We start from the raw sequence: 18,932 nt of genomic DNA on the forward strand, positions 1-18,932 counted from the left end.
GCAATCATTATCACAATAATGGATTGCGGAATTTTCTAAAGTATTCAATAATATGAAACTTTTCTTCAGGTAACTCGTATATAGTAGTGAGCATAGGGTTTATTATCCTTATCTGTATAAGGAGGGGTTGATATGCTATGGTTCATCATTGGTTTAGCTATATTTTTCGCAGTAATCAGCGCAGCTTTGAGACGAAAAACATCACGCTTTCAGGATCCGAATGCCAGTGAGCGTCAAATACAGGAAGAAGAAAGAATCAAAGCAGGCAGCTGGTTTGGCGGTGGTCAATAATTTCGGGGATGCATGAGTGTTTTCACATGCATCCCTTTTAGTTAAATACAGGTTGTATTTATTGCAAAACACATAGAGAGGAAGTTAGACGATGAAAACCGAATACGACATCATTCAGTTAATTAAACAAGATGAGTGGATGATGAAAATCATTAAAGCAGTTCATACACTTGATTTGCCGGATAGCTGGGTTTGTGCAGGATTCATTCGGACAAAGGTATGGGACACATTGCACAGGAATAAACTTCGGTCCAATCTCGCTGATATTGATGTAGTGTATTTTGACCCCGATAATATTTCAGAAGAAAACGAGAAGAAATATGAACAAATACTCCACGGAATAATGCCTGTTGAGCCATGGTCAGTAAAAAACCAGGCAAGAATGCATGTCATAAATGGTGAAGAGCCTTATACGTCGACAATCGATGCTGTATCCCGTTTTCCGGAAACGGCCACTTCGATTGCAGTAAGGTTTATTAACGATGATGAGATCATCCTTGCTTCTCCATGGGGTATCGATGATTTACTGACTATGCAAATTAAGCCCACACCTTTTTTTATACAAAAAAAAGAGTTATCGATCATTTATAATGAAAGGATACATAGGAAGAAGTGGAAAGACAAATGGCCAATGGCAGAAATCCATTGCCTGTATCCATAATGATGAACACTGCTTCCCATCCTGCCTTCCTCGTATAGATGATATCTGTCAATCGTCTGAGAAGGGACACTATACGATTTTCCCGAAAAAGTGTATACTTATTTAGAGTAATTTTCTCTCAGCCAAAAACCTGAAGAGGTTTTGGCATTTTTTCAATTGAACAGATTATGTCTGTTTGATCAGTCAAATAGTAGAAATAGATAAACATCATTAGGAGAGTGACGTTTTTTTGGACGATATACCACTGTATTCATTGGTTTTATTGGGAGTATTAATTCTGCTTTCTGCCTTTTTCTCATCGGCAGAAACTGCTTATTCGAGTGTGAATAAGATCAGGTTAAAGAACTTCGAAGGTGACGGAGTAAGAGGAAGTAAAAAAGCTGTCTATATCGCAGAAAACTTTGATCATGCTTTGTCGACCATCCTCATCGGTAATAACATCGTTAACATTGCTGCAGCAAGTATTTCCGCAAGCCTTGCAGCCAAGATTGTCGGCGGCAATACCGGCTTGGTCATCAGTACATTTGTCATGACCATCGTCATCCTCATATTCGGGGAGATACTGCCTAAGTCATTGGCTAAAGAAAATGCGGAAAGCTGGGCCTTGACGATATCCGGAGTTCTATATTTGTTGATCAAGATTCTCACACCGATCAATTTCCTGTTCCTTAAGTTAAAGGAGCTGGTTTCTAAGCTGTTCTCTAAAAATGATGCAATGCCTTCAGTAACAGAAGAAGAATTAAAGGCAATGCTTGATATTAGTGAAGAAGAAGGCGTAATCGACAAAGAGGAAAGAGAGTTAATTTATCGCTCAATGGATTTTGATGATATCATCGCATCAGAGGTATTAACTCCTAGAATCGATGTAAAAGCGGTAGAAGTAAATCAACCAATAGAGGAAATTAAAGAAATATTCTTTGAAGAACGTTTCTCCCGTATCCCGGTTTACGAGGATCATATCGATAATATTATCGGTATTCTATCAGAGAAAGAATTCTTCACCCACTTATTGAAATTCGGTGAAGTAAATATCCGTGAACTGATCAGAGAACCGATGTTTGTATTCGAATCCGCCAAGATTTCTTTATTGCTTACAAAATTACAAAAAGATAAAGTCCATATGGCGGTCGTCGTCGATGAATTCGGTGGAACTACAGGACTGATCACGTTAGAGGATATCCTGGAAGAAATAGTTGGCGAAATCTGGGATGAACAAGATGAAAAAGTACATTCAATGACTAAGATCAATGAAAAAATGTATAAATTTGACTCTCAATATCAGCTCGATGATTTCACTGAATTACTGAATGTCCCGGAGCCAGAAAGCTCCTATCATACTCTTGGGGGCTGGGTAGTGGAAAGTTTCGAAGATATACCGACTGAAGGTGAAAGCTTCGAATACGAACACTTAAAGATTACAGTGGATGAAGTGGATAACCGGAGGATTCGTACAATCAAGGTCGACATTCTTGAACAATCAGCAGAAGACCTGATACAATCATAGTTTTACTGATAAAGGTAATAAGATTACCAGCAGTAAGAGAACATAATAGTTATAAATAACAGGCAGTTTAATGCCTGTTATTTTTTTAGAAAAAGAAGAAGGAGATTATACTTATATGACTCAACATGAAACGAAACAATATTTACTTCAAGAGCTTGAAGTCGTTGCTAAATGGGAGAAAGATCAGAAAGGGCTGTGGTTCTGGGAGAAAATCGGCAGGGTGCCATTTATGATACTTGATCGAATTACGCCGAAAATGGTACATAAAAAAGTGGGGCAGGCACTTGATGAAATCGGAAGCTTCATCCAAAAAGGAGGAAGCTATCTTACCAGCGAAAAAGAAGTGTTAAAAAGAGTTCATAAACTAACGGATAACGACCATGTATCGATCGATTCCCTTAAGGAGCTGCCGTTGACAGTGATGGATGATATCAGCGAGGCAATCGTTCAGTCCAGAAAAAAAGTGGCCATGACCCAAGGAGCAACGACAGGGATTGGAGGATTTCTTACATTAAGTATCGATATCCCATTCATTTTGGGTATCTCATTAAAAACACTCCAGGAAATTGCCTTAAGCTACGGATTTGACCCGAGTGAACAACGTGAGAGAATCTTTATCATCAAATGTCTTCAGTTCGTTTCTTCTGATATTGTCGGCAAACAGGCAATACTTCAGGAATTAACTGATTTTAACTCTCTCAATCCTGAAAAAAGGGACCAGACTCTCTCGCAACTTCAAGGATGGAGAGAAGTCATGGTCAGTTTCCGTGATAATTTCGGATGGAAAAAGCTATTTCAAATGATTCCGATCGCGGGCATACTGTTCGGATCATTGATCAATAAATCAATGATGCATGACATAGGGGAAGCAGGGCGTATGCTTTACAGAAAACGCCGCATTCTAGAAAAAATCGGGGAGAAGCAGAACGTTGATCATAAGCATTCTATAGAGAGTTCTTAATAAATGAAATCAAAACACTAAAGTAAAGGGAGAAAAAGAAAGTGAATATTAACGGTTATCGCATAGCTCCAGGAATATTAAGAGAATGGGGCAAGAGCCTGATTCCGGAATTGGAATGGTTTTACTTTGAAAAGAGTATTCCAGGGATGGACATGTTTTCACTGTCATCCTTAGAATATTCTGCAGTTCCGTTAGATATCCGAACGTCATATGGGACCTGGTCATTAAGCAGTGAAACGAAATTTTACACAAAGATGAGTCCACAAGTATTCTCAAGTCTATCCGCTTCTCTTCAAACTGAAATCATCAAGCAGCAGTGGCAGACTGGGAGAGGACTTGTATTTGAACTTGAAGAACTTATGGAGCTGGCAGGAATAAACAGACATTCATATACCGGCGTTTCGATCGCAGACAATAAAGAAATTATTTTGCTGAATCTCCCTTTATGGGAGAGCTTTTCGGAAATGGAGCGTCATCGTTTTCTAGTAAACTACGGAACTCAATGGGTGAATGATAAAGCACTTTGGAGTGAATTAGAGAAAGATAGTCAAAATGAGTTGAAAGAGAAATACCTTTGCCTTGCGGATAAAATCGATACATTTCCATCTTCGAATGGTCCGAATTGTTTGGCTGCTGTTGCAGGAGCCATTACAGGCGATGAAACATTTTTTAACTCATGGATGAAAGAGGAAGCGTTTTTAAGAGTCATAAAAGATGCGAATTATGAACCTCGCGGGTCTGAAACAATCACAGAAGGTGACGTATTGATATGGTTTAACGAATCGAAACAAGTCATTCATTCCTGTTATGTCTTAAATAGCGAATTTGCTTTTAATAAACAGGGACAAACCATGTTCAATCCATGGCAAATCCTTAAACTTCCGGATATCATCAATAGCTGGAAATATCCAGGTACTTACTCAATACTCTATAGAAAACCAAAGTAATAAAACAAAAGCGAGGGACGGGCCATCGTTTTCTAATGGCCCGTCCCTCGACGCGTTAATTGATTAAACGGTTTTACTCATCTTCTGACTCTTTGTTGAACCAAAGCGGTTCATCGTTGTCGACTTCACCGTTGTAATTGATGAGTAGTTCTTCACCTGCTTTAATATCTTCATAAGCATAAAAGTCAAACGTATGATTATCGAAATTTATCTCGTAAATCGTATTTGGGGTGTATGAATGGTTAAACAGCATACCATAGCCCAATAGCAAAGCAGTATGGTTGATTCCATATTCAAAAACATAATCTGCAAGGAACGTTTTTTCGATATGTTCGTGCTCTTCATTCGGATAGGGGATAACCGGTGCTTCATGTACGAGCTCCCCTTTAGTGATATCCCTCTTGGCAAAAACGCCTCTATTCAAATCACCATCACTTAGTGAGGACATCTTCACTTCAATCATTTTTTCACCTTCTTCTTATAATACTGACCTAGTAAGCTTGTCATGAATCGGGAGAGAAAGCAACTGTTTTGATAAGAATGAGGGAAATCAGAAGGTGATTCAACAATTCCCTAACTAACAAGAAAATATTGCAGGGAATTCCATTCCCTCGTTAAAACAACATTTCGAAGAAGTCGCCGATATTTCTTGCACTTCTTACAAACCAGTTTGCTTTCTCTACAGATACAGCGGCGTATACATCAACTGCTATTTCTTGTTCAAGATCGTCCAAAATGTACTCATTTTTTTCACTTTTAACTAGAACGAGTTCACCAATCTTTTCGCCTTTTTTTATAGGGGCTTGAAGTTCTCCGTTTTCGTTTAATTTATCCAAATTCAACTTCACTTTCGCTTCGCTGATTTCGTCTTTTGGCAATCGGATTTTCAACGGCTTTTTCACTTCCATCTTTACTGTATCCTTTTTTCCGTCTATTACCGGAAGCGTCTTTTCCTTTACAGCATCATCAAGGGTGAACTGCACAGTTTGTATTTGATTGAAGCCATAATCAAGAAGCTCTTTCGTTTGAATGAACCGCTCTGCACTGCTTGGTTGGCCGTATTCATCTTTGGCATCCAGAATGACGCTGATGTATCTTACATCATTTCGTTCTGCTGTACCAGTAAATGTGGAGCCTGCAAATGGGGTTGTTCCTGTCTTCAATCCATCCGCACCTTTATAGGCATGGGCACGGCCGTCCAGCAATGCATTTGTATTCTTCATCAGATACTCTTCATCCGTACCTTTTCGGAAGTACTTATAATTTGCTCCTGAAGTTTTCAGAACTTCGGGGTAATCTTTTATCAAATGATAGGCAAGTGTCGCCATGTCTTCTGCAGATACCATGTTTTCATCATTCACGTCTGTTCCTTCAGGATGTAATCCAAGCATATCATAGTTGCTCAAACCACTTGAATTGACGAACTGGTAATGTTCCAAACCAAGTTCTTTTGCTTTGGCGTTCATTCGCTTCACAAAATCGCCTTCGCTGCCGGCAACCACTTCTGAGAGAGCAATGGCTGCACCGTTCCCTGACTTGATGACCATCGCCTCATAAAGTTCCTTTACAGTGTACGCTTCTTCTGCGCGCAAAGGCACATTGCTCAACCCGGGGGCATTGGCGAGCTGATAGACTTTATCACTGACCGTATACGTATCAGCCCAATTAACCTTGCCTTTATCGATTGCTTCAAGTACGAGATATTCTGTCATCATCTTCGTCATTGAAGCAATCCCGAGAAGTTGATCTTCGTTATGTTTTTCAACGATTTTCCCTGTATCTGCATTCACCAATATCGCAGCATCTGCATGAATTTTAATTTTTGACTCTCCGTGGACAGTACCCTCGAGTGAGGAGAATGCCAGGAGAGATATCAATACCACAGATAGACTCTGTTTCACTCTGACTTTTTTCAAACCAGTACCTCCAGGTGGATTTTTCACAACTAAATTATTTTAACATAGAAAAATGAAAATATAGAAAGGATTCTGCAAGTCACAGAATTGTAAAAAACTATTGCTAAATAAAAGTAAAATGTTACCATTATTTAGTAGAGGAAAATGACTAATAAGGGGACTGGGACATGCCGAATAAATTACTTAATACGACAGGAGAAATCCTGTTAATCCTGGCGGGGATCATTTTTGTAAGCGCATCCTCAGCACTTTTTGAAAATCAGACTCTTTCAATGATGTCTTATATCAAACAAATCGGGGAAATATTTTCAGATCTGTTTTCTCCAGCCGACCTTGTATATATTAATCCAATATCGGATATCGAAAGAAATTTATTCCCTATTATCCTGCTGGCTTTGTGGAGCAGTGCCCGAATTTTTTTTCTTTCTTTAGCTCTGGCACTGATCGTTTCTATTATCCTGCTGATTCTTTATTTTACTTTTAATAGTTTTTTAAAGAAGGCATTAAAGGCATTATCATTCTTATTTGGTTCTTTACCAGATATCTTCATTATTATCGTTACTCAATTGACGATTGTCTGGTTTTTCAAAAACACAGGTATACTTATTATTGACCTTGCATCTGTTGGTCAGAATCAGGTCATCCTGCTGCCTGCAATAACATTAAGTGTGCTCCCTGCCTTTTTCTTTTTCAGTAATATGGTTCAATTTCTTCGTGAAGAAGAGGGGAAGCCTTATGTGGACCTTGCGAGAAGCAAGGGACTTACCCAATTCGGAATCTTATTTACCCATATGATGAGAAATGTCCTCATCAGCCTTACTCATCATGGAAAGCAAATTGCCTGGATGATGATTTCTAATCTATTGATCCTGGAGTATCTTTTCAACGTATTTGGCGTGACTTCTTTCTTATTCACTTATAATAGCCCTTCGATATTTGCGATTGCTTCCATTTTATTATTCCTTCCACTGTACTTGCTGATAAAATTATTGCAATTTGTCATCAGCCGGAAGACTGGAAAGGAGATGAGTTTATGAGAACCACGACTCTTTATTGGACAGGCATCATTCTATTCTCAGGTATCATACTGCTATTGTTACTCTCAAGCATTCTGTATAATCTAAACCCTGATAAAGAAATTCCTCAAATGCTTCTTCTTCGAGATAGTGGTGGAAAGATCATTGGGGATGCACCGTTTCCGCCTTCTTTTCAGTTCCTGTTTGGGACAGACCGTGAAGGATTCGATGTCGGTTATAAGCTGCTTGAAGGTGCACAATATACCATTGGAGCAGCAATCCTCATTTCACTCCTAACCTTTATTCTAGCTTTTATTATAGGTGTTTTTGGAGGTTTCACCCGATGGAAAGTTAAAGTGTGCGCACACAAATTCTTTACATCTTTCTATTTTATCCCTCAAGCGATACTAGCCTATAACATATTATATCCTGTTATTTGGGAACCTGCAGAAGGCTTTACGACAACTCTCTCTGAAAGGATGATCATTGAAATTCTTGTTTTGGCTATTATTATCGCGCCGACTACAGCCATTCTCATTTCAAATGAAACAGAACAAATTCTTGGCGAAGAGTTTATTACATCAGCAAGAGTGCTAGGCGGGAGTTCCTATTTTATTTTTTATAAACATCTGATGCCTCACTTAAAGATGCGGCTGTTTCTCATTTATCCGAAGATTGTGATTCAAGCTCTTCTTATCATTGCCCATTTAGGGTTTTTCACCTTGTTTTTCGGGGGGACGGATGTTTGTTACACACCCTATTGCCATCCACCAAAACCGATCATTCAGGAATGGTCGGGGATGATGGGAACCAATTACAAAGAATTAGGGCTTTCCTGGTGGATTTTCATGGCTCCATTGTTTAGCTTCGCCATGACGATCCTTCTGCTAAACGGGGTGGCGAAATGCCTCGAGGGATTAGTGGAAACTTCTGGTCACAAAATAAGTGTATCCCCTTTAAAAGAGGAGGAAAAAGCGGAGAAAAGTGAGCGATCTATAAAGCCTGAACATTTTCAACTTAGGGAATGGATATAAAAAAAGAACGAAGAATGAAAATGATTCCTCGTTCTTTATTGTCCTTATAGAAATAACACCATGTATTCTTCGTCCAAGTATTCTCCATTGTACTTTAGTGCCCTTGTTTCCAGCCCGAAAGTAGTAAAACCCATGGAAACGTATAATCCTTTTGCAGCGTCATTCGTCGTGACGACAGTCAGGTTAATTTGTTCAACTGTTTTAAGCTCTCTTGCTTTTAGAATCGCTTTATCCATCAATGCCCTGGCAATCCCGTTCGCTCTGAATTCCGGGGTTACGTACATACCAAAAATGGAGGCTTTATGGTTCATTTTTTCAGCTGATTCCGGTACCAGAATCAGCATCCCGGCTAAATTTCCATCCACAAACGCACCATATGTGAAATTTTCACGCTGATCGAGCCTTGCTGCCGTATGCTCAACAGGATTCTTTCTGGCAATTGTTTCTTCATAGCTTGAACCGAATGCCTCTGGATTTGTTTGAAGTGCTTCCAGTCTCAGCTGAAGATACGATTCTGCGTGCGACCTATCCAATCGTAATACTTCCATTGTTTACAACCCTGCTTTCCATAAAGTGTTATGATAGTAGAAACATATGTTTCTGAATTATTACCATTCGACAAAACTTGCTAAATTCCTTTGATGATAAGGGGGAAATTAAATTGCATATACATCAATGCCTGGGATGCCGGCTTGCCAATAAAGAACAAGTTGTTCATCTGATATATGAAAATGATAAATTGAGCTGTATATTGGATCATGATCCATTCAATGCGGGACATACTATGATTCTTCCTAAACAACACTTGGAAGAATCCCATGAGTTCAGCGATGAAATGAATCTTTCTATAATGAGAGCCGTTCAACTGTTATCAAAAGCCATCAACGAACTTTACACCCCAGATGGTATCACCATTTGCCAGAACGGGGGCATCTTCAGTGAATTGACTCATTATCATATGCATGTGGTACCAAGGTACACAGGACAGAATTTTGCTGACTTCTATCAAGACGGGGGAGCCATTGATGATCCCGATGAACCTTTTGAAAAGACAGCGAAAAAAATGAGAACTTATATTGAACGATTAGTAAGAGAGGAGTATTAAAATGAGTGAACATAAAGACTTTCAACATAAATTAGACCAATATGCTGAACTTGCGGTGAAAGTGGGAGTAAATGTGCAAGATGGCCAGGATTTATGGGTGGCAGCACCGCTTGGGACACAGGAACTTGTCAGGAAAATTGTCAGACACGCTTATATGGCAGGGGCGAAGTCTGTTCATGTACAATGGGAAGATGAAGATATTATCCGTATGCAATATGAGCTTGCACCGGATGAAACATTTCAGGAATTTCCCATCTGGCTCTCGGAGGCGTTCGAATGGGTGGTCGACAGGAAAGGGGCATTCCTGCAGGTTGAAGCAAATGACCCTGATTTATTAAAAGGAATCGATCCTGAACGGATTCAAGATTTCGAAAAAGCCAAAGGACTTGCACTTGACCGGTTCTATGAGGCGATCGACACAGATTCCATCAGTTGGTCGATTATCGCAATGCCATCCAGGAAGTGGGCGAACAAAGTTTTCCCGCATCTGAACCAGAAAGAACAAATGGATACACTTTGGGACCGTATTTTTGCTTCCGTTCGAATCGGAAGCGAAGACCCTGTAGCTGAATGGCGCAGCCATATTGACACGTTGAAGAAAAAAGCCAATGAACTTAATAAGATGAAATTAACAGGTCTTCACTACACAGCAGATGGCACTGACCTTACCATCGAGCTTCATGAAGATCATCAGTGGCTTACAGGAGCAAGTACAACACCGTCAGGTACTGATTTCATCGCCAATATGCCCACAGAAGAAGTCTATACGGTGCCTGTCAGAACAGGAGTAAATGGAATCGTGAAAAGCACAAAACCGTTAGCGTATAACGGAAATGTAATTGAAGATTTCACGCTCACCTTCGAAAAAGGGAAGATTGCAGAAATCCATGCAGGGGAAGGTTTGGATATTTTAGAAAAATTGATTGAAACGGATGAAGGCGCTTCTTATTTAGGAGAAGTCGCACTGGTTCCGCATAAGTCACCAATCTCAGATACAGGCATCCTTTTCTTCAACACATTATTTGATGAAAATGCCTCGAATCATTTAGCGATCGGTTCTGCGTACCCTACCTGCATCAAGGATAGCCAAACCCTTTCAGACGAAGAGAAAGAAGATAAGGGCTTGAATGAAAGCGTCGTCCATGAAGATTTCATGATCGGTTCCTCTCATATGAACATTGACGGAATCCTTCAAGATGGCAGCAGGGTCGCGATTTTCAGAGATGGAAACTGGGCATTTTAATGAAACGGGAGAGGACCGAGGAAACACTGTTCTCTCTGTTATGACAGGGAAGGGAGTCGATTTGAATGATCTATGAAATGACCGTACAGGTACGCGTATCAAATATAAAACAAGGGCAATCATGGTATGAAACGTTATTGAATAAAGAACCTGATTTTTCACCTCACGAAGGTTTTGCCGAGTGGCAACTGCTGCCTGGATGCTGGTTACAGGTAGCAGAAGGTATACCTTCTTCCGGAAGCGGACCTATCCGTTTAGGAGTAGCGGACCTGGACGGGGAAAGAGATCGCCTGATCCAATCATTGGGGATTGAGAAATTTAGCATTCATTCAAGGGAAGATGTTCCAGTCAAGTGGGCAACGTTTTCAGACCCATGGGGGAACGGCATAGGACTATTTCAGTATTCAGATCAGCAAGCGGTCCAGAAACGGATTGTGACCCTTTTAGGGAGGCACATCCAATGATAATAAACTCATTATCACAGCGTTTCAAAACCTTTGCAGAACGGGAATGCCATCAATCGAGTCCTTTATACGAGCACCTTGCCCACAGGATAGCAGATGATCATGAAATCTTGGTAATATGCAGTGCTTGCCGGGAAGGGCAGCCTGTACCAAACCTGCTGTTCGGTTCTGTACATTACTTATTAATGAACCATTCATCTCACACTTTACGGAACTATTATCCCAGCATCGTACAAACACCTTTACCTTTTATAGAATCGTTTCCCCACTTCAAAGAATTCTGCCTGCAGAATAAACAGCACCTGACTCACTTATTGCAAACCAAACTAGTCCAGACCAATGAAGTAAATAGATGTGCGTACTTATATCCGGCATTTTGTTATATATATGAAAAAGTGAAAAAACCACTTGCCTTGATCGAGATAGGGACAAGTGCAGGTTTACAACTTGCGTGGGATCGATATCGGTACCAATATAACCAGTTAAAAGAAACCTACGGCTATGCCTCTTCAGAGGTGATGATTTCTTCAGAAGTTAAGGGGCATCAACTTCCGAATCTTCACTCCGCTCCCCCGCCAATTTCATCCAGAACAGGGTATGATTTGCACATTAACAGTGAAGAGGACCATCCTTGGCTGTTAGCCCTCATTTGGCCGGAACACTCTGAAAGAAGGGACCTGTTTACTTCAGCTTCAAAAATGCTAAAAGAAGTCGATATTGATTATTTCGAAGGAGACGGTGTTGAACTCCTCCCTCATCAGATAAGAAAGATTCCTGAAAGCGATGCAGTCTGTATCTTCCATACCCATGTAGCCAATCAGATACCCGAAGTTTCCAAAAGGCAACTTCAAAAACAAGTAAAAGAATTAGGCAAGAATAAAGATGTATTCCATCTCTATAATAATATGTGGAATCGCAAGCTTCATCTAGATTGTTATATTAACGGCGAAGAAGAATGTCATGTCATCGGGGATACAGATGGGCATGGCAAATGGTTTGAATGGAATTTGTTACAACAGAGTTATTCCAAATAAGCTTACATAAAAGGAGAAATGCTTCATGGGTGAAAATGTGAAATTGGTAAAGCCAACTGTTGAATTAAGAGAAGAATACTTAGACTTCTATGATGAGTGGAAAGCTTCCGGTGAAGATATGGTCCCCTGGGTCATCAAAAAAGATCCCGCTAAATTTGATGACATGATTCAATCTTTGCATGATGCTGAAATAGGAGAAAGCCTTCCAGCAGGCTGGGTGCCGGATTCAACCTATTGGTTGATGACAGACCATAATCGTTTAGCAGGGGTGGTAAACATCCGTCACAGCCTGACTGAAAAACTATTGAATATCGGTGGACATATCGGCTACGGAATCAGGCCATCAGAAAGAAGGAAAGGGTATGCAACAAAGCTTCTTTCACTATCCTTGCAAAAAACAAAGGAACTCGGAATCAAGAAAACCTTGGTGGTTTGTGATAAATGGAATGAAGCATCCAAACGGACAATCCTAAACAATGGGGGAAAACCTGATCTTGACTTCATCGAGGAAGATGGTAATGTGATTCTGCGTTATTGGATCGATACGGAGGATAAAAAATAATGCAGGAGACGAATTAATGATCAAAGAAGAATGAACTCGAGCAAGGAAATGATATCAACTTAATTGAATGATAAATGTGAAATGTAAAGAAAGGGACATAGCTATGTTTTCCGAAGAAAGAAGAGAAAAGATTTTAGAAAAAGTAGAAAGACTCGGCCGGGTATTAGCAAAAGACCTTGCTGAGGAATACGGTGTTTCCATCGACTCGATTCGAAGGGATTTATCCATCATGGAGGAACAAGGATTATTGAAACGTACCCATGGCGGAGCAATCCCGAATCAGAAATCCCGCAATAAACCCCAGCCCGGTTCCAGACGATATGGAGAGGGAGATGTTCATCAAATTGCGATTGCAAAGACAGCCGTACACTATATCAAAGAAGACGAAACAGTATTTATCGGCGGTTCTTCAATCCATTATGTGATGCTTAAATACCTCCCCAAAACGATCGCTTTCACTGTTGTGACCAATTCTGTAGAACTTGCCTATCACTTAAGGGGATTTACAAATATTGAAACGTATCTGATTGGCGGCATGATGAAAGCCTCCGGAAATATTACAGACGGTTTGGCCAATGAATTTGCAAGGCAATTCACTGTGGACCTCCATTTCGCGACGGCCGGGGGGATATCCTCCCGCGGGCTCAGTACGGCCACACCTGAAGTAGCGAACTTCCATAAAACGATTATTGCTAATGCAAGGAAAAACATCGTATTGATGGAGAGCTTCAAAATAGGCGTCGATCTTTTTGCAGGAGTGACTTCTCCTTTGTCAAAACTGGACCTCGTCATCACTGATGATGAAGCAGCCGAAGATAAAATTGAACATTTGCACTCGAATGGTGTAAAGACGATCGTAGCAGATCGAGAAGATCAGTGCTCAATATAAGATTCATGAGCTGTACAGTGAATTCATGATTTAATTTCATTATCGGTTATACTTAAATAATCAATCCTCAAGCATACAAGGACTTCTATGCTATAATTACCACTTATAAAGAACCGTATATACCATAATTAGGAGGTGGAACCAATGAGCTTTGAAGGACAAAAAATACTTCCTGCCATACGGTCGATGAAGGACTTTGATAAAATGCTTGAGACATCATTTGAATACGGAGTCTTTCTTGATCTTCACGTCGGTATGCTGAAGAGTGTATTTCAATATGCAAGGCAGCAAGAACGGAAGATGTTCCTGCACATAGACCTTATCCACGGACTTACGAATGATGAATACGGGGCGGAATACGTCTGCCAGGAAATCAAGCCGTATGGGATCATATCCACCAAAGGGAATGTGATAAGAAAGGCGCGTCAGAAAGGTGTCTTTACTACACAGAGAATGTTCGTCATCGACTCCAGTGCCATGAACCGGAGCATCGAATTGATACATAAAACCGAACCGGATTACATTGAAGTACTTCCGGGAGTCGTACCGAAGATCATAAAAGAAATCCGCGAGAAAACAGGAAAACCTATATTTGCAGGCGGTTTAATTGAAACCATAGAAGAAGTGGAGAACGCCATAGCAGCCGGTGCTACCGCAATTACCACTTCCGACCGTACATTATGGAAGCACTTTGACAGGAACTGACTTTACCTCCCTGGAAAAATAAAAGTACCCGACAACCATTGACAACGTTTTCATTTCTTCGTATGATAGGTAACAAGTTAATACATTGTGTAAAGAGACAAAGAGACTTACGAGAATTCTGCCTTTTAGGGGCTTTTTCCGTAATGTCTCTTTTTTTATTTATTTATTAAAAGTTTTCATACAAGAAACTTTTTACCTGGAATCAGTTTTCCATTCGAAAATTGGGGATATATAAACGTGTAGTCCCAATTTGCAACCAGTTATGAAAACGTTCTCTTTCACAATAATTTAAATGGGAATGAGGGAGTAAGCATGACAGCTTTTTTAGGAGAAGTAATCGGAACGGCACTACTTATCATCTTTGGCGCTGGAGTATGTGCAAACGTAAACTTAAAAAAATCATATGCCTATAATTCCGGATGGATCGTTATTACGTTCGGTTGGGGACTTGGAGTTGCGATGAGCGTGTATGCTGTCGGGCAATTCAGCGGTGCACATATTAATCCTGCAGTGACGTTGGGACTTGCTTTTAACGGTGACTTTCCTTGGAGTCAGGTACCTCAGTACATCGCAGCCCAAATGCTTGGGGCCATCATCGGCGCGATGATCACTTATCTTCACTTTTTGCCGCATTGGCATGCCACGAAGGATCCCGGGGTTAAATTAGGTGTCTTTGCCACTGGGCCAGCGATTCCACACGTTTTTTCAAATTTATTGAGTGAAATGATCGGAACTTTTGTATTAGTGGTAGGATTATTATCAATCGGAGCGAATTCATTTACTGATGGGCTAAATCCTTTCATCGTCGGGTTTCTCATAATAGCAATCGGTATTTCCCTTGGCGGGACGACGGGTTATGCCATTAACCCTGCACGGGATTTGGGTCCGCGGATTGCCCACTTCCTTCTTCCAATTCCGGGAAAAGGACCATCAAACTGGGGGTATTCCTGGATCCCGGTATTAGGTCCTGTATTGGGCGGTTCCTTAGGAGGGGTATTCTATAAAGCTGTATTTATGGGAAATGTAACAACAAGTTTCTGGGTCGTTCTGATTGTAACGTTGACTGTTCTGGGGGCAGCCTACTTCAGCGACAGAAAATTAACCCTTTCACAAAAAGTAGATAAATTATCAACTGAAAACTAAGTTTACGGGAGGAATCATAATGGAGAAATATATTTTATCATTAGATCAGGGAACAACAAGTTCAAGAGCCATTCTATTTAATAAAAATGGTGAGATCGTCCACACAAGTCAAAAAGAATTCACACAGCACTTTCCTAAACCGGGATGGGTGGAACATAATGCAAATGAAATCTGGGGGTCCATTTTATCGGTGATTGCAACCGTTTTATCAGAATCAAATGTTAAACCGGAGCAAGTAGAAGGAATCGGTATCACTAACCAACGCGAAACGACCGTTGTCTGGGATAAAGAAACCGGCACCCCTATCTATCATGCCATCGTTTGGCAATCAAGACAGACTTCTGACATCTGTGAAGAATTGAAGTCAAATGGCCATGATGATACGTTCCGGGACAAAACCGGTTTATTGATCGATGCTTACTTCTCAGGAACGAAAGTGAAGTGGATCCTTGATCATGTCGAGGGGGCTCGTGAGAAAGCGGAAAACGGCAAGCTTCTGTTCGGCACAATCGATACTTGGCTGATTTGGAAAATGTCCGGCGGAAAGGCACATGTTACAGACTACTCGAATGCTTCAAGAACGTTGATGTACAATATTCATGATTTAGAATGGGATAATGAGCTTCTTGATATTCTCGGTGTTCCCCGGTCTATGCTGCCAGAAGTCCGTCCATCCTCGGAAGTGTACGCGAAAACCGTACCACACCATTTCTTTGGCCAGGAGATTCCGATTGCAGGAGCTGCAGGAGATCAACAGGCTGCTTTGTTCGGACAGGCATGCTTTGAAAAAGGGATGGGTAAAAATACGTATGGGACGGGCTGTTTCATGCTTATGAATACTGGTGATAAAGCAGTTAAATCCGACAATGGGCTGCTGACGACACTTGCTTGGGGAATTGACGGAAAGGTTGAATATGCATTGGAAGGAAGTATATTCGTAGCCGGTTCCGCTATCCAGTGGCTGCGTGACGGACTTCGAATGCTGAAAGATGCCAAAGACAGTCAACAATATGCTGAAAGAGTGGAATCGACCGATGGTGTATATGTTGTCCCTGCGTTTGTAGGACTCGGCACACCTTATTGGGACAGTGATGTAAGAGGCTCGGTATTCGGTTTGACTCGAGGTACGTCTAAAGAACATTTCGTACGTGCAACATTAGAATCTTTAGCTTATCAGACGAAAGATGTCCTTAAAGCGATGGAAGCTGATTCAGGCATTGCATTGAAAAAACTCCGCGTAGACGGGGGAGTTGTAAAAAATGATTTCCTGATGCAATTCCAGAGTGACCTGTTGAATGTACCGGTTGAACGGTCCGTCATCAGCGAGACGACGGCACTCGGTGCTGCATATTTGGCTGGACTTGCTGTAGGATATTGGAAAGACCGGGAAGAAATCTCTAAACAATGGAACAAAGACAAAGAATTCGAACCAAAAATGTCTGAAGAGGACCAGGAAGAACTTTACGCTGGATGGAAGAAAGCCGTAAAAGCAGCGATGGCTTTTAAATAAAGAAATAGTATGATATAATTAATTTAAGTTAATAAATCGGTAAGAGACCCAGAGAGACCAAACTGCATTATGGATCTGTAAATCCATAGTGATAGTTTTGGTCTCTTTTTTTATGGATATACACTTACTATGGAGAAATTTATAAACTGATATAGAATTCACTAAATTCGAATACAATTGATGCATGGGAGGACTTACAATATGGCGTTTTCAAGTACTTCAAGACAGGAAATAAAAAAACAATTAAGCTCTCAGAACTATGACCTGATCGTCATTGGCGGTGGTATTACTGGTGCCGGTATTGCCCTTGACGCCTCTAAGCGCGGAATGAAGGTTGCCCTTGTCGAGATGCAGGATTTTGCTGCCGGAACATCCAGCAGATCCACGAAACTCGTACATGGCGGATTGCGATATTTAAAACAGTTTGAAGTAAAGATGGTTGCCGAAGTAGGGAAAGAACGTGAAATCGTCTACGAAAATGGGCCTCACGTAACCACTCCCGAATGGATGCTCCTTCCATTACATAAGGGCGGTTCATTTGGCAAATTCAGCACATCCATCGGGTTAAAAGTGTACGATTATCTTGCAGGTGTCAAAAAAGGGGAAAGACGTTCCATGCTTTCTGCAGCGGAGACCCTTTCCAAAGAACCCCTTGTTAAGAAGGATGGATTGAGAGGCGGAGGTTATTACGTTGAATATAGAACGGATGATGCACGACTGACGATCGAAGTCATGAAAGAAGCGATCACACACGGAGCAACAGCCATTAATTATACTAAATCACAGCGATTCCTATATGAAAACAAAAAAGCAGTCGGAATCGAAGCAGAAGACCTCATTGATGGGGACACCTTACAAATCCGCGGGACAAAAATCGTCAATGCCGCAGGGCCATGGGTGGATGAAGTCCGTGGAAAAGATTACAGTACCAACAATAAGCAGCTGCGCCTTACAAAAGGAGTGCACATCGTCATAGATCAAAGCAAATTCCCTTTGCAGCAGGCGGTCTACTTTGACACACAAGACGGAAGAATGGTGTTTGCAATTCCAAGGAACGGAAAAGCATACGTGGGGACGACAGATACCTTCTATGATAAAAACAAGGCTGAGCCGCAAATGACGGCAGAAGATAGAGACTACATTCTTGATGCGATTCGTTATATGTTCCCGGACGTTAACGTGTCAAAAGACGATGTTGAATCAAGCTGGGCCGGAATACGCCCGCTCATTTTTGAAAAAGGGAAAGATCCTTCTGAAATTTCCCGAAAAGATGAAATCTGGGAAGGGGAGAGCGGACTGATCACCATAGCGGGTGGAAAACTGACAGGATATCGTAAAATGGCAGAAACGGTTGTCAACCTGGTATCCACACGGTTGAAACAGGAAGCGAAAAAGAAATTCCCTGATTCTTCTACAAAGAAGATGCCAATTTCCGGAGGACATGTCGGAGGATCGAAAAACCTGCCTGCTTTCATCGAACAAAAAGCCAAAGAAGCCTTGCAATATGGTCTGACAGAAGTAGAGGGGCGAGAACTTGCAAACATGTACGGATCCAATGTCGATCAACTGTTCAAACTTGCCCATGCATACAGCGGTACTTCCGAAGAGCGAATCGTCCCGGTGACGTTATATGCACAGCTCATTTATTCAATCCAAGAAGAAATGGCCGCTGCGCCGGTTGACTTCTTCATCCGGAGAACAGGTGCAATGTTCTTTGACCGAGAATGGGTTGAGAAATGGCACGAACCCGCCATAGACATCATGGCTAAACTGTTGAATTGGAATACCGACCAAAAAGCAGCGTACACAATGGAATTGAAAAAAGAGTTAAAGAATGCTGTGGTGCCGGTGGATCAACAGTAAAGATAAAAAATCAGCAGGAACAGTCCCTGCTGATTTTTTATGTATAAGTATGGTCATTTGTCTTCAAAAACAATGTACTATCCT

At 41.1% G+C, this 18,932-nt stretch carries 20 protein-coding genes; 17 read left to right on the top strand and 3 right to left on the bottom strand.

The window, feature by feature from the left end:
* Positions 1–132: 132 nt before the first annotated feature.
* The 5 genes from V6B33_RS18800 (at position 133) to V6B33_RS18820 (ending at position 4,364) form a co-directional block, all read left to right on the top strand.
* A complete protein-coding gene (locus V6B33_RS18800; protein ID WP_334219220.1) occupies positions 133–291 on the top strand; it encodes a hypothetical protein in 159 nt (52 codons plus the stop codon).
* A 91-nt stretch (positions 292–382) separates the two neighbouring features.
* Positions 383–952: a nucleotidyltransferase family protein gene (locus V6B33_RS18805; protein WP_334219221.1), complete on the top strand. Its 570-nt coding sequence runs from the start codon at positions 383–385 to the stop codon at positions 950–952.
* 229 nt (positions 953–1,181) lie between these two features.
* A complete protein-coding gene (locus V6B33_RS18810) occupies positions 1,182–2,456 on the top strand; it encodes a hemolysin family protein (protein ID WP_334219222.1) in 1,275 nt (424 codons plus the stop codon).
* 115 nt (positions 2,457–2,571) lie between these two features.
* Positions 2,572–3,417, top strand: coding sequence for an EcsC family protein (locus V6B33_RS18815; RefSeq protein ID WP_334219223.1), 846 nt, complete (start codon positions 2,572–2,574; stop codon positions 3,415–3,417).
* Positions 3,418–3,458: 41 nt separating this feature from the next.
* Positions 3,459–4,364 (top strand): hypothetical protein, encoded by a 906-nt coding sequence (locus tag V6B33_RS18820; RefSeq protein WP_334219224.1) that lies wholly within the window; start codon positions 3,459–3,461, stop codon positions 4,362–4,364.
* A 73-nt stretch (positions 4,365–4,437) separates the two neighbouring features.
* Here V6B33_RS18820 and V6B33_RS18825 read toward each other — a convergent pair whose 3' ends face one another.
* Positions 4,438–4,827: an SET domain-containing protein gene (locus tag V6B33_RS18825; protein WP_334219225.1), complete on the bottom strand. Its 390-nt coding sequence runs from the start codon at positions 4,825–4,827 to the stop codon at positions 4,438–4,440.
* Between the two features lie 151 nt (positions 4,828–4,978).
* On the bottom strand, positions 4,979–6,280 hold the full coding sequence (locus V6B33_RS18830) for a D-alanyl-D-alanine carboxypeptidase family protein (RefSeq protein ID WP_334219226.1): 1,302 nt from the start codon (positions 6,278–6,280) through the stop codon (positions 4,979–4,981).
* Between the two features lie 167 nt (positions 6,281–6,447).
* On the opposite strand from V6B33_RS18830, the gene V6B33_RS18835 reads away from it, so the two are divergent.
* Both V6B33_RS18835 and V6B33_RS18840 read left to right on the top strand, forming a co-directional pair.
* Entirely contained in the window at positions 6,448–7,317 is an 870-nt protein-coding gene (locus V6B33_RS18835; protein ID WP_334219227.1) for an ABC transporter permease subunit, read from the top strand.
* Positions 7,314–8,330 carry a hypothetical protein gene (locus V6B33_RS18840; protein WP_334219228.1) on the top strand — a complete coding sequence of 339 codons (1,017 nt, stop codon included), beginning with the start codon at positions 7,314–7,316 and terminating at the stop codon, positions 8,328–8,330. Before V6B33_RS18835 ends, V6B33_RS18840 begins: the two co-directional genes overlap by 4 nt.
* 44 nt (positions 8,331–8,374) lie before the next feature.
* Here V6B33_RS18840 and V6B33_RS18845 read toward each other — a convergent pair whose 3' ends face one another.
* Positions 8,375–8,878 carry a GNAT family N-acetyltransferase gene (locus V6B33_RS18845; protein ID WP_334219229.1) on the bottom strand — a complete coding sequence of 168 codons (504 nt, stop codon included), beginning with the start codon at positions 8,876–8,878 and terminating at the stop codon, positions 8,375–8,377.
* 113 nt (positions 8,879–8,991) lie between these two features.
* Here V6B33_RS18845 and V6B33_RS18850 point away from each other — a divergent pair, with 113 nt between their 5' ends.
* The 10 genes from V6B33_RS18850 to V6B33_RS18895 all read left to right on the top strand — a co-directional run bounded on the left by V6B33_RS18850 (position 8,992) and on the right by V6B33_RS18895 (position 18,848).
* Entirely contained in the window at positions 8,992–9,435 is a 444-nt protein-coding gene (locus V6B33_RS18850) for an HIT family protein (protein WP_334219230.1), read from the top strand.
* Between the two features lies 1 nt (position 9,436).
* On the top strand, positions 9,437–10,678 hold the full coding sequence (locus V6B33_RS18855; RefSeq protein WP_334219231.1) for an aminopeptidase: 1,242 nt from the start codon (positions 9,437–9,439) through the stop codon (positions 10,676–10,678).
* Between the two features lie 65 nt (positions 10,679–10,743).
* On the top strand, positions 10,744–11,142 hold the full coding sequence (locus V6B33_RS18860; protein ID WP_334219232.1) for a VOC family protein: 399 nt from the start codon (positions 10,744–10,746) through the stop codon (positions 11,140–11,142).
* The gene (locus tag V6B33_RS18865; protein ID WP_334219233.1) at positions 11,139–12,176 is read left to right on the top strand and encodes a DUF2332 domain-containing protein; all 1,038 of its coding nucleotides are present in this window, start codon (positions 11,139–11,141) and stop codon (positions 12,174–12,176) included. Before V6B33_RS18860 ends, V6B33_RS18865 begins: the two co-directional genes overlap by 4 nt.
* Before the next feature lie 25 nt (positions 12,177–12,201).
* Positions 12,202–12,738: a GNAT family N-acetyltransferase gene (locus V6B33_RS18870; protein ID WP_334219234.1), complete on the top strand. Its 537-nt coding sequence runs from the start codon at positions 12,202–12,204 to the stop codon at positions 12,736–12,738.
* Positions 12,739–12,841: 103 nt separating this feature from the next.
* A complete protein-coding gene (locus tag V6B33_RS18875) occupies positions 12,842–13,627 on the top strand; it encodes a DeoR/GlpR family DNA-binding transcription regulator (RefSeq protein WP_334219235.1) in 786 nt (261 codons plus the stop codon).
* A gap of 144 nt (positions 13,628–13,771) precedes the next feature.
* Positions 13,772–14,332 (top strand): glycerol-3-phosphate responsive antiterminator, encoded by a 561-nt coding sequence (locus V6B33_RS18880; protein ID WP_334219236.1) that lies wholly within the window; start codon positions 13,772–13,774, stop codon positions 14,330–14,332.
* 312 nt (positions 14,333–14,644) lie between these two features.
* The gene (locus V6B33_RS18885; RefSeq protein ID WP_334219237.1) at positions 14,645–15,475 is read left to right on the top strand and encodes an MIP/aquaporin family protein; all 831 of its coding nucleotides are present in this window, start codon (positions 14,645–14,647) and stop codon (positions 15,473–15,475) included.
* Positions 15,476–15,494: 19 nt separating this feature from the next.
* Entirely contained in the window at positions 15,495–16,985 is a 1,491-nt protein-coding gene (gene glpK / locus V6B33_RS18890) for a glycerol kinase GlpK (RefSeq protein WP_334219238.1), read from the top strand.
* Between the two features lie 201 nt (positions 16,986–17,186).
* Complete coding sequence (locus V6B33_RS18895; RefSeq protein WP_334219239.1) at positions 17,187–18,848, top strand: glycerol-3-phosphate dehydrogenase/oxidase; 1,662 nt, start codon at positions 17,187–17,189, stop codon at positions 18,846–18,848.
* The last annotated feature ends 84 nt before the right edge of the window (positions 18,849–18,932 follow it).

It is taken from the genome of Mangrovibacillus sp. Mu-81 (assembly GCF_036867415.1).
Taxonomy (GTDB): Bacteria; Bacillota; Bacilli; order Bacillales; family Bacillaceae_B; genus Rossellomorea.